The following is a 12,665-nucleotide window of genomic DNA, read 5'->3' as shown; positions in this document are numbered from 1 at the left end:
AAATACAAAGGCTATCTTTGTCTGAAAAGTTCAGAATTATGGAAAAACCTCCTATTCATAAAAGTTTTCTCAATGCTTTCAGGGGTGTTTTGATGATGATAAAAACGGAAAGGAATTTCCAGATTGAGCTCATCGCATTTTTTGTCAATCTCTTCCTTATTTTTTATTTCAACCTGAGCAGCACAGACACCGCTATGGTTCTTATTGCCTCATTCGCTGTTTTAAGTGCTGAAATTTTTAATACCGCTATTGAAAAGATCTGTGATATCATTCAACCTGATTTCGACAAAAGAATTGGCTTTATTAAGGACATTGCTGCCGGAGCTGTATTGCTGACAGCTATTGCAGCGGTGATTGTCGGAGTCTTGGTGTATGGGAAATATGTTTTTAGTTAAAATTGGGGAATTGTTGACAAATATTGTTTAACCACCCCGTCAAAAATTCTTTGAATTTTTGACACCCCTCCGAAGGAGGGGAATATCACGTCTTCAGTTCAAAGGTTGTGAAGGCAAGTTTTTTCACTTTTTGTTATTTTACAGCGATGAAAATATCTACTTCGGCATCTGAAGGATTTTGTGCTTTTTCTCCATACACTTCAAAATCGGCGGTAAATGTTCTGTTCAAACCCATTTCCCAGATTTTTAACCATTCGTTGATAACCAACCCTTTTGAAAGGTCTCCTTTTGGGACAAATTTCAGATATTCTCCACCATCAAAAGAATAGCCAACCATTCCTTCCGGGATGTTATCAAGGTTTTCGACTTTACATCCGAGAACCGTTGTATAAGGTTTTGTATGGTCTTTTTCGTAATCTGTATAGATGGAATAAATGGTATTGTCTATTTTATTTGGAATTGAATTGACAATATTCTCGCTGATCATTTTCTCCCATAATACCGGAATATCTTTTCCTGCCTGTCCATTTTCATTGGTTGTTCTTACAGAGATCCCGATCACCTTAAAAGGTTCTATTTTTACGTTATTCATTTATTGATTTTTTGTTAGCACAAAGATAAAAACAGGTTGTGACAAGGGTATGTCAGCAGTTTTTTTAAGTTTGGGCTGAAGCCAGTGAATTTATTTTTATAGGATAAGTGGGCTAAAGCCCACTTCTATTGAATATTAAATTGGTCATATTAGCGAAATCTGCGAGAGAACATTCAAGCTTAGATTTCTTGCTTTGCCCGGAATGACAAAGAGACCGTTGGAATTTCATAGGAGATAGTGAGATTGCTTCGCGTTGCTTGCAATGACTATTTCCCGACATAGATAAACCCTTCTTTTCCAGATTTAAAAACGGTTTTGATTCTTTTGTAATCATCCACTTCGTATTCATCTGCCTGGAGGATTTCTTCATCTGTCACGTCAAAAAGTACTCCTTCTATCTCATCCTCATTGTTTCCTGAAAATTCAAGTACAGGATGGTATTTCTGACCGCTTTTCCGAAGTACTTCAGGATCTGTAATTTCAAGCATACTTAATTTATAGCCTGATAAGATATCTTTTTCACCTTGTAAAATTCTTCCAAAAGTTTCAAGCTGTACCTGCTCTTTCTGCAGGGTTCCATAAGAAAATAAATTAGGCATTACAGATACTTTTCAATGATTGGAATTGCGATTTCGGCCATCATTCCATAGCCTTTTTCATTAGGATGCACACCGTCTGCAGAAAGCAGAATTTCTTTATCATCCAGGAAAGCAGAATAAAAATCTATATATCCCAATGAGTCTTCTGCTGCGATATTTTTCAAAATTTGATTGTAAACAACCACATCTTCATTGATTCTTTTCTTCCCGGAGCTGACTACTACTCCATCTATTTTTTGAGAGAAAGGAAGAATGCTTACAAGATAAATGGTATTGGAAAACTGCCTGGCATGTGCGACAGCTTCTTTGATATTGGTTTTAAATTTTTCAGGATCTACAATCTGTACTCCATCTTTTACCGCAAGATCATTGGCTCCATAGCTTAGAAAAACGATATTTCCATCAGCAGAATTTCTTGCAGCCAATTCATGAGGAATTCTTTTGAGCAATCCTTCTGTGGTTTCTCCTCCTATTCCGAGATTGAATAGGATCAGTTCATCTCCATTTCCTTCATGAAATTTCTGCAGGGCATATCTTTTCAGAATATCTACCCAGCCGCCAAAAACTCCGTCATATTCTCCGTAGGTAATGCTGTCACCGAAGAACAGCCCGTAAATAATTTTCTTCATTGAACTTTATTGTTTCCTGTTTTGTTGAAGTAAAAGTATTAAGAAAAAATCGTTTAAGGGAAATAATTCTCCTCAATTTTGTGTGATTTTTAACGCAAAAGACGCTCATGGTTTAACTTTTTATGTTTTCGTTCGCAAGGGCGTTTCACTTAGCTATAGACCAATTTGTACCCTGGTTGAATAAACTTATTTGAACCATTAAGATTTTTGAAGGAATAAAGAATTATTAAGGCAACAGCTAAAGCTATTATGAAGCAGAATTTCCTATTCATCGGCGATGAATCTTAACTTTTCTTACAATCTTTATTCTTAATAGTTAAATTTTTGACGCAAAGGTTTTATTGTGAGTATGTTTATCCAAGGAAGCAAAGAATGAATCAACAAGTTGATTGGATGAAGCTGATATAACAAAATTACTTATTACTCATTACATCATTCTAATGTCAGCGTAATATTCGTATGTGATTCTATAATTTCCACCAGTATTTCAAAAAGCGTCTGCCCTTTCCCTTCAGTCAATTCATTTAATTTCTGTTGAATGAGTTCTGTGTTGAAAGGTTTTCCCTGTCTGATCTTGTTTTCATAGAATTCACGGGTAGCCTTAAAGCCTAAGTCTTCTTTTGACTTTTCTGCTTCTTTCCAGATGATTTCAATTTTTTCTTTGCCTTCAATCACTCCGAAACCTCCGTAGAGAATATCATCAAAGCCATCCAGTGTTCCTACTTTCCAATCTGTATCCTTCATGAGAACGTTGGAAGCTTCTTCGTAGAAACCTCCTAAAGACGAAAAATGACCGCCATGGATGACGATCATTTTTCTTGTATTATTATTTGAAGTATTCAACACCGTTTTTGAATATGTTGTGATAATTCGCGGTTGGTATATTCTTCATGAGACCGTCTGCAAAACGCTCCGGATGGCCCATTCTTCCATAGATCTTTCCACATGGGCTGGTAATTCCTTCAATTCCGAATAATGAATTATTAGGGTTGAATGGCATTCCGTGGGCAATGTTTCCATCAAGATCAATGTACTGAGTTGCAATCTGCCCGTTTTCATACAATTTCTTAATCTCTTCTTCTGAAGCCATGAAACGTCCTTCTCCGTGGGAAATCGGAATAGTGAAAGTTTGTCCTTTCATTCCTTTTAACCAAGGGCTTTCGTCATTCACTACTTTTACAGTAACCATCTGAGAGATGTGTCTTCTGATAGCATTATGAGCTAATGTTGGAGAGTTTTCATCCAGATCTTTGATTCTTCCGTAAGGTAACAATCCTGATTTCACCAATGCCTGGAATCCGTTACAGATCCCGATAATCATTCCGTCTCTGTCTAATAATTCGTGTACTGCATTTTTCATTTTTTCGTTTTTCAGAACGTTAACGATGAATTTTGCAGAACCATCCGGTTCATCACCCGCAGAGAAACCTCCTGAGAATGCCAGAATCTGAGATGTTCTGATCTCTTCTACCCATGCATCAATGCTTTCATCCAATAACTGGTGATTGATATTGATTAAAGGCAAGCTGCTAACTACGGCACCTTCTTTCTGGAATGCATTCAGCGTGTCGTACTCACAGTTAGTTCCCGGGAATACCGGAGCAAAAACTTTAGGCTGCGCAATCCCGTGTTTTTTGATGATGATATTTCTTGGATGGATTGAGTTTGATTTTTCATCAATTTCAACCGTAATCTTTTCTTTTTCTACTGTCGGGAAAAGGTTCTCGAAAGTATTGGTATTAGCAGCTACAAGATCTGTTATGTTTGATTCAATACCATTGATTTTTACAGCACCTGAATCTTTTACTTCTCCGATCAATTGAAGAGCTGCTGAGCTTAATTCTTCTTTAGCTTCAATGATTAAGCTACCGATATTTTTAGCTAATAAAACAGCTTCATCAGCATTGATTTCAGCTCCTAATCTGTTACCGAAGCTCATTTTTGCTAAAGCTACTGCCAAACCTCCTTCTTTTACTGTTTTCACAGAAACAATTTTTCCTGCTTTGATGTTTTCAAAAATGAATTCAAAAACTTCTTTTAAAGCATTATAGTTTGGAAGTCCGTTTTCCTGAGCAATATGATTGAAGAAATACAGTTTGTTTCCTGCGTTTTTCAATTCAGGAGAAATGATATTTTCTTTGTCTCCGTTAGCACATGCAAAAGAAATCAGGGTTGGCGGAACATTCAGATCCTGATACGTTCCGCTCATGGAATCTTTTCCTCCGATCGCCGCAAGACCTAAATTGATTTGTGCATCGTAAGCTCCTAAAAGTGAAGCCAAAGGTTTACCCCATTTTTCAGGGTTCTGTCCCAATTTTTCAAAATATTCCTGGAAGCTTAGTCGGATGTTTTTATAATCGCCTCCCATCGCTACAATCTTCGCTACACTCTCTACTACGGCGTAAGATGATCCTAACAGGGAGTTTTGTTTTGAGATTTCAGCATCGAATCCCCAGCTTGCCAGAGAAACGGTTTTTATATCTTTTGCTCCTAAGATCGGCAGTGTCTGCACACTTCCTTCCATCAGGGTCTGCTGGTATTTTCCACCTAAAGGCATTGCTACTGTAGTGGCTCCAATTGAAGAGTCGAACATTTCAAGCAGTCCTTTCTGGGAAGCTACATTTTTATCTTTTAAGATGTTCAGGAAGTTTTCTGCTGTGAAAGCTTTTGTTTCTTCTTTTACTTCTTCAAGGTGAGTGATTTTCACTTCCTGAGATTTTGAACATCCGTTGGTATCTAAGAAAGCTCTTGAAAGGTCTACAATTTTGTCTCCTTTCCAGAACATCTGCATTCTTCCTGAATCTGTCACTTTTGCTACTTCTACCGCAACAATGTTTTCAGCTTCACAGAATTTAATGAATTTTTCTTTATCCTGAGGATCAACTACCACTGCCATTCTTTCCTGAGATTCGGAAATAGCCAGCTCGGTTCCGTTTAATCCTTCATATTTTAATGGTAATACATCAAGGTTTACTTCTAAAGAGTCTGCAATTTCACCAATTGCTACAGAGACACCTCCTGCTCCGAAGTCGTTTGATTTTTTGATCAGCTTTGTTACCTCAGGATTTCTGAATAATCTCTGAATTTTACGCTCTTCTACAGCATTTCCTTTCTGAACTTCAGAACTCATCGTGTGGATAGAAGTCTCGTCCTGCTCTTTCGAACTTCCGCTTGCTCCTCCTACTCCGTCACGACCTGTTGCTCCTCCTAAGATAATGATTGAATCACCGTTTTCAGGCTTCTCACGTCTTACCCAATCTACAGGAACAGCTCCGGTAACGAAACCAACTTCCATTCTTTTAGCTTTATAGCCTTCGTCATAGATTTCAGAAACCATAGTAGTGGCAAGACCGATCTGGTTACCATAAGATGAATATCCGTTGGCAGCCTGTTTGGTAATGGTTTTCTGAGGGAGTTTCCCTGGTAAAGTTTTGTCAACAGATTCCAAAACGTCTGCAGCTCCCGTTAATCTCATCGCCTGGAAAACGAAAGATCTTCCGGATAATGGATCTCTGATTGCCCCTCCTAAACAAGTAGATGCTCCACCGAAAGGTTCAATTTCCGTAGGGTGATTGTGCGTTTCGTTTTTGAATAATAAATACCAAGGTTCTTTTTTACCGTCATATTCTGCTTCGATCTGAATGGTACATGCATTAATCTCATCAGAAATAACAAGGTTATCAAGATTCCCTGTTTTATGGAAATATTTACCGCATACTGTTGCCAGGTCCATTAAGGAAATTGGCTTCAGCTCACGGCCTAAGAATTTTCTTTTCTCGATATAATCATTGAAAATAGTTTCCAATGTGTGTTTGAACTGACCTTCAAACTGAATATCTGACAATTCTGTTTCGAATGTCGTGTGACGACAGTGGTCGCTCCAATAGGTGTCTAATACTTTTAATTCTGTTTCCGTAGGATTTCTTTCTTCAGTTTTGAAGTATTCCTGAATGAATTTCAGGTCATCCAATCCTAATGCAAAACCGTGGCTGTTATAGAAGTTCTCAAGTTCTACATCATTGAAATTAATGAAGTTTTCGTGGATGATTACTTTTGATGGGGTTTCCTCTGCAGGAATATCCAGAATAGATAAGTCCTTTTCCTGAGATTCCACTTTGTTGATCAAAAGGTCTTTGATTTTAACCAAATCCGCTTCAGAAACTCCTTCAAATTCGATCAGCTTACCACTTCTTACTTTTGATTTTTCATTTTCAGTCAGCAAAGCGATACACTGCTGTGCAGAATCTGCTCTCTGATCATACTGTCCCGGCAAAAATTCCATCCCGAAATGAATAGCCTTTGCAGGGTTTTCTGTATGTAAAATATCAGTAACAGGGTCTACGAAAGTGTTGTTTACCACTTTTTCAAATTCTCCGTCGTTCAGGTTGAAAATATCATATACATTGTATACTTTCACACTTTGAACTGCCGGGACAACCGCTTTTACTTCATCAAAAATTTTTGGACTTTCAACATCGAAAATTCCTCTTTTTTCTACGAAAATTCTTTTGTTATTAGACATTAGATGTCAGATTTTTAATATTAGATTTATTTTTTATTTTCAAATTTATTTCTTGCTATCTCTATTGAACGATGCAATTTTTCAAGCAAAACTTTTTCTGAAGGTAAGATAAGTAAATATTCTGCTACTTTTATATTATCCCCTTCCAGATTCATGAGTTCTATATGTTCGGAATTTTTCCCGGAACAAAGGATTAAACCAATGGGAGGGTTTTCACCTTCTACTTTTTCATATTTATTAAGGTATGAGAGATAAAGCTCCATCTGCCCTTTATGGCTGGCTTCAAATTCACCTAATTTTAGTTCGATAACGACTAAAGATTTTAGTTTCCTATGATAGAAAAGCAAATCTAGGTAGTAGTCTCTATTATCTATTGTGATTCTTTTTTGTCTTGAAAGAAATGCAAAATCACTTCCCAACTCAGAAATGAATTTTTGAAGTTCCACGATAATGGCTTCTTCTAAATCTTTTTCAGAAAATGTATCTTTCAATTCCAAAAAATCAAGAAAATAGGGATCTTTAAAAACCAAATCAGGGTTTAAAATATTATTTTCAGACCATTTTTTCAGTTCTTTATCTATTATTTCCTCAGGCTTTTTGCTTATTGCTGTTCGTTCAAAAAGCAGAGAATTGATTTTCTCTCTTAAGACTCTGACACTCCAATTTTCAATTTTACAAACTTCAAGATAAAAGTTTCTTTTAGTATCTTGTGAAATAGGAATGAGAAGTAAAAAATGGGTCCATGATAATTGTCGCATCGCTGATGCGACAATATTAAAATCACTAAAAACAGACGCAAACTGCATCATTTTTCGGATATTTTTTTCAGAAAATGAATTTCCAAATTCTAACGTAAGTTGTTGAGAGATTTGTACAATAACTTCTTTACCATACTCTGCCCTCTTATTATCTAAAACATCTTCATTTATTCTTTTTCCTATTTCCCAGTACAAAACCACCATTGCCGAGTTTACCTGAGCAGCGACCTGACTTCTTGTCTTGTCTACCAGCTCCTTAAGATCGGCCATTAATTGTTGATGATTTTGATTCTGTAACATTATTAAAAATTAGATGTCAGATTTTTAATATTAGATTTATTTTTCTTTTTACTTTTTCTGAGTTAAAGTTTCTCTCTTTAAACCCATCTATATTGGAAATTTTTGAAAGAGATTTTCCCTCCAATCATTATTCTGTACAAATTTAAAGGAATAAGTCATATGTTCTTCAAATTTGAACTGCCGAATTTCCAATTTTATATTATTTATTGATAAATTTATTCGGATTATCCTTATGTTCTTTCTGAAAGTGCTCAGCATTATTTAATTCTTCTTTCAGCCAGTTTTCAAAAGGAACTTTCATTTCATTAAAATCGTCAATGGCATAAAATGTTTTTCCATCTTCTGAAACCAGGAATTTGAAACGGTACAGCATATCCAAGTCCTTTTTCCTGTAATTATAGGTATTCACCTGATAATAAGGAAAGTTTTCTTTTGGTCTTTCTACGATTTCAAAAAAAAGATTCTTTTCTTTTTCAGACAGTTTACTGTAAAAATTTACATAATAAAGATCTGACAATTTTTTCTTCTGTTTTTCAAAGAACTGAAGGATATTCTTCTCCTTTTCATTATACTGAAACTGATTAGGATAATATTTACCATCTATTTCAACATCCTGATCTGTTGGTTTTGTTAATGGCTGAACTGTTTCTCCTTTGACATTCATTACTCCCCATTTACCACCTACAACAGATCTGTGCTCGTCATTTGTTTTTTCCCAGTCGCAACCATCACAAAATGCAGCATATCCATAATTAAAGGGGGATGCAAAATCATGCTCAGCTTCAATAATGATCTTTCCGTTTCGGTCTGCAAATCCTACTTTACCATTTTTAACCAATCTTCTCAGTCCTTCAGAGAAATAATCTGCTCCATTGTCATAAAGGAAAGGCTGATACAGGAATTTCCCATTTCTGTCATACACATAGCCCCATGCATTTTTCTCCGGTTTTTCGCCTTCTTTGCTTCCATCAAAAAGAATGGTTTCTCCTTCTACAGGATCTCCATCTTTTAGGAATGAAAAGACTTTGAACTGTGCAGGAACAATTATTTTTCCTGCTTTATCTTTTACTCCTACTAAAGAATCTTTGGATTTAAAATAATGTAAATCTTCTTTAGTCTGAGAAAAAGAAATGATTGGTGTTAAAAGAATGGTTAATAGTAGTTTTTTCATATTATCTGGAGTGGGAAATAAAATATGCAGCCCAAAAGACTGCATATTGTTTTATACTTTAAGATCAGCTTCCAATCCTATTAAGTCTTTGTTTTGGTCTATAATCGGCTGTACCTCGTTCTTGATGAATTCCTCCGTCTGAATCGGCGCGAACCCGATAAAGTTTTTAGGATCTAAAACTTCTTTCAGTTTTGATTTATCTAGTTTTAAAGAATCATCATTCAGGATTCTTTCGATAAGGTCGTTTTCTTTTCCTTCCTCTTTCACTTTCTTGGAAGCTTCCATAGAGTGAACTCTGATCACTTCGTGGATTTCCTGACGGTCACCACCGGCTTTTACTTCTTCCATGATGATATATTCTGTCGCCATGAAAGGAAGCTCTTCCATAATGTGCTTGTTGATTCTGTTTGGATATACTACAATTCCGTTCAGAATATTGTTCCAGATCAAAAGAATAGCATCCACGGCTAAAAACGCCTGAGGAATGGTTAATCTCTTATTCGCAGAGTCATCCAATGTTCTTTCAAACCATTGTGTAGAAGCTACCATTGCAGAACTTGTTGTCAGAGACATTACATATTTTGCCAATGCTCCGATTCTTTCACTTCTCATTGGGTTACGCTTGTACGCCATTGCCGATGAACCGATCTGGTTTTTCTCGAATGGTTCTTCAATTTCCTTAAGGTTTTGAAGTAAACGTAAATCGTTTGTGAATTTATGTGCTGACTGTGCAATATTTCCTAATAAAGCAACTACTTTCGCATCGATTTTTCTATCGTAAGTCTGTCCGGAAACTCCGAAAACTTTATCGAAGCCGAATCTTTTTGAAAGTTCTTTATCTAGGTGTTTTACTTTTGAATAATCACCGTTGAAAAGCTCAAGGAAACTTGCAGCAGTTCCTGTAGTTCCTTTTACTCCTCTGAAACGAAGGGTTTCAAGGAAGAAATCCAGTTCTTCGATGTCAAGAACCAAACTCTGTAACCAAAGTGTAGCTCTTTTTCCAACTGTTGTCAGCTGAGCCGGCTGGAAGTGTGTAAACCCTAAAGTGGGAAGATCTTTATACTGAATAGCAAAGTCTGCTAAGTTCTTCATTACGTTAACCAACTTTTTCTTTAAGATTAAAAGTCCGTCACGGATTTGGATTAAGTCTGTATTGTCTCCTACAAAAGCCGAAGTAGCTCCCAGGTGGATAATTCCTTTTGCTGAAGGCGCCACATCCCCATAAGCGTGAACGTGAGCCATTACATCATGACGGAATTTTTTTTCATACTCTGCTGCTTTCTCATAATCGATGTTTTCAGCATTAGCTTTTAACTCAGCGATCTGCTCGTCTGTAATTTCAAGTCCAAGGTCTTTTTCGATTTCAGCAAGAGCTATCCAAAGCTTTCTCCAATTCTGGAATTTGTTATTGTGTGAGAAGTTAAATAACATTTCTTCACTGGAGTAGCGCTCTTCCAATGGATTTTTGTAGGAATTCATTCGTTCTTTTACTTTTTAGATGTACAAAAATACGGTTTTTCAGTGAGAGTTGAAAATCCAGTTTGGATGATTTTCATTCATTATTTTTACTTATACTTTTGCCTTGAAATCGAAGATTCGAAGTAGTCAAACAAAAGTATACAAAAGTTCAAGACGGGAATCATCCGCTAAAAATTTAAATGGAATCCTAAAATTTCCAAACTCGCATGGATCATCTGGTTCTGCTTCGGATCTGAGTAAGTCCCATGCTCAGACAGTGGAAATTTTTTAACGGATTACATTGAAATTTTCTTGACGCTACTGATTCCTAAGTCAGATATTAATAAGTAGCATGTTAATTTTTAATACTAAAAACTAATACTATCTCTTGTCCTATTTATAACCATGCTCTAGGCGAGACTAGCTGCCGAACCTTTTCTTTTTAATATATCGCAGATAGAAATATAGGATTATAGAAATTAGAATTACAATGACTATTTTCAGATAAACACGAAGAGGAATGTTGTGACTGCTAGCTAATACCATTAATAAATAAAAGACACAGATTAAAAAAGAAGTAAAACAAATAATTTGTAAAATATTTAATATGATTTTCATTTATACTTTTGTCTTGAAACAAAAGTATGCAAAAGTTCAAGATGGGGAATCATCCGCTAAAAATTTTAATGTACTCCTAAAATTTCCAGACTCGCATGGATCGTTCGATTCTGCTTCGCTTCTGAGCAAGTCCCATGCTCAGACAGTGGAAATTTTTTAACAGATTACATTCAAATTTTCTTAACGCTACTGATTCCTAAGTCGGGCATTAATGAGTAACATACTACTTTTTAAATGACTGTTGCCTAAAATACACAGATCAAAAAGAAGTAAAACAAATAATTTGTAAAGTATTTAATATGATTTTCATTTATACTTTTGTCTTGAAACAAAAGTATACAAAAGTTCAAGACGGGAATCATCCGCTAAAAATTTAAATGTACTCCTAAAATTTCCAAACTCGCATGGATCATTCGGTTCTGCTTCGGTTCTGAACAAACCCCATGCTCAGACAGTGGAAATTTTTTAACGGATTACATTGAAATTTTCTTAACGCTCCTGATTCCTAAGTCAATTGGTGGAGAGCATATAACAAACAGGTTATCCCATTTTTGAGACAGCCTGTTTGTTTTTACTATTTTTAATTTAGTTAATCGATAATAAGTCCGCATGGTGACCCTACCGGAATACATTTTCTTTCCAGTGAGCACCAGAAGTATCCTGCAAGACACATCGGGATACCTCCCTGAACTGTTTTCAATTCTCTTTTTGAAAGTTTTCTTAAGTTTTTCATAGTAACATTTTTTTGATTTTTTTCCTACTCTATATGCTTTTCGGATTACGCTTTAATTTGGTATACCAATATACATATTTTTGGGACACAAAAACATAACCTGTTCATTTTATACAATTTACAATAATTTTTATTAACTTTTGATGATCACTATTATATATCAATATAGTTTTTCAAAATAAAAAAAATAAAAAACCTCTGCTATTGCAGAGGCTTCGTTTTATTTGTGGACACGAGCGAGACGCTCGCGCCAGCAGGGAATTCTCTTCATCATTGTTGTGAACTGTTATCCAGAAGTTTTGAACCGTTGTTTTAATCTGCTCTTCATCTTTTTTCTGTTGATTTACACAGCAACTTATACTTAATAATATTAAGATTAATGAGATGTATTTAATTGTTTTCATTGAAATCATTATTATTTATCCCAACCAATATGATTCTTTAATGGCGCAAGATTAAATATTTTATTGTATCCCACAGGTTTAAAAAACATTAAAGTTATAATTAATGGTTTCTTAATCAGATTAGTATCATTTTCTTTTTTGATTGTATACTGAATATACTTTTGTTTATTTTCAGCAAACATCACAACAGTATCTTTAATCTTGATATTTTTTAATAGAACATCATTTGGGTTTATTTTATTGTAATTTTTATGGAGAAAATATAGATCACCTTGCATAGCTCCAGCAAAATTTTCACCTTCATCAAAAAGGTTTTTATATCCCTCTAAATCATTATTCTTAATAGCAGTCCAATATTCTCTTATTGTATTTTTAATTTGCTCTTCATCTTTTTGTTTCTGATTGACACAGCAACTTATACTTAATAACATTAAGATTAATGAAATATATTTAATTATTTTCATTGAAATCATTATTATTTATCCC

The 12,665-nt window shown here is 35.2% G+C and carries 11 protein-coding genes; 1 reads left to right on the top strand and 10 read right to left on the bottom strand.

Annotated elements, in window-relative coordinates:
* Window positions 1-38: 38 nt before the first annotated feature.
* Complete coding sequence (locus KBP46_RS00380; protein WP_216444355.1) at window positions 39-395, top strand: diacylglycerol kinase family protein; 357 nt, start codon at window positions 39-41, stop codon at window positions 393-395.
* 133 nt (window positions 396-528) lie between these two features.
* Here KBP46_RS00380 and KBP46_RS00375 read toward each other — a convergent pair whose 3' ends face one another.
* From KBP46_RS00375 to KBP46_RS00330, 10 genes are all read right to left on the bottom strand, one after another.
* Window positions 529-987, bottom strand: a complete 459-nt coding sequence (locus KBP46_RS00375; protein WP_062671841.1) for a GyrI-like domain-containing protein — start codon at window positions 985-987, stop codon at window positions 529-531.
* Window positions 988-1,253: 266 nt separating this feature from the next.
* Window positions 1,254-1,586, bottom strand: coding sequence for a gamma-glutamylcyclotransferase family protein (locus tag KBP46_RS00370; RefSeq protein WP_123277756.1), 333 nt, complete (start codon window positions 1,584-1,586; stop codon window positions 1,254-1,256).
* Window positions 1,586-2,215 (bottom strand): GDSL-type esterase/lipase family protein, encoded by a 630-nt coding sequence (locus tag KBP46_RS00365; protein ID WP_216444354.1) that lies wholly within the window; start codon window positions 2,213-2,215, stop codon window positions 1,586-1,588. Before KBP46_RS00365 ends, KBP46_RS00370 begins: the two co-directional genes overlap by 1 nt.
* Window positions 2,216-2,647: 432 nt before the next feature.
* Entirely contained in the window at window positions 2,648-3,061 is a 414-nt protein-coding gene (locus KBP46_RS00360) for a hypothetical protein (RefSeq protein ID WP_062671903.1), read from the bottom strand.
* A complete protein-coding gene (locus KBP46_RS00355) occupies window positions 3,042-6,737 on the bottom strand; it encodes a phosphoribosylformylglycinamidine synthase (RefSeq protein WP_216444353.1) in 3,696 nt (1,231 codons plus the stop codon). Before KBP46_RS00355 ends, KBP46_RS00360 begins: the two co-directional genes overlap by 20 nt.
* A 26-nt stretch (window positions 6,738-6,763) precedes the next feature.
* Window positions 6,764-7,795 carry a YhcG family protein gene (locus KBP46_RS00350; RefSeq protein ID WP_062671838.1) on the bottom strand — a complete coding sequence of 344 codons (1,032 nt, stop codon included), beginning with the start codon at window positions 7,793-7,795 and terminating at the stop codon, window positions 6,764-6,766.
* A 199-nt stretch (window positions 7,796-7,994) separates the two neighbouring features.
* Window positions 7,995-8,966, bottom strand: coding sequence for a WG repeat-containing protein (locus KBP46_RS00345; protein WP_253297133.1), 972 nt, complete (start codon window positions 8,964-8,966; stop codon window positions 7,995-7,997).
* A 51-nt stretch (window positions 8,967-9,017) separates the two neighbouring features.
* Window positions 9,018-10,445 carry an adenylosuccinate lyase gene (gene purB / locus KBP46_RS00340; protein WP_047421604.1) on the bottom strand — a complete coding sequence of 476 codons (1,428 nt, stop codon included), beginning with the start codon at window positions 10,443-10,445 and terminating at the stop codon, window positions 9,018-9,020.
* A gap of 1,186 nt (window positions 10,446-11,631) precedes the next feature.
* Window positions 11,632-11,775, bottom strand: coding sequence for a hypothetical protein (locus KBP46_RS00335; RefSeq protein WP_156121528.1), 144 nt, complete (start codon window positions 11,773-11,775; stop codon window positions 11,632-11,634).
* A gap of 415 nt (window positions 11,776-12,190) precedes the next feature.
* Window positions 12,191-12,643 (bottom strand): hypothetical protein, encoded by a 453-nt coding sequence (locus KBP46_RS00330; protein WP_216444351.1) that lies wholly within the window; start codon window positions 12,641-12,643, stop codon window positions 12,191-12,193.
* Between the last annotated feature and the right edge of the window lie 22 nt (window positions 12,644-12,665).

The sequence above is a fragment of the Chryseobacterium sp. PCH239 genome, assembly GCF_018924625.1.
In the GTDB taxonomy this organism is placed as follows: Bacteria; Bacteroidota; Bacteroidia; order Flavobacteriales; family Weeksellaceae; genus Chryseobacterium; species Chryseobacterium cucumeris.
The sequence above is the reverse complement of the archived record's forward strand: the minus strand, read 5'-3'. Positions and strand labels throughout refer to the sequence as shown.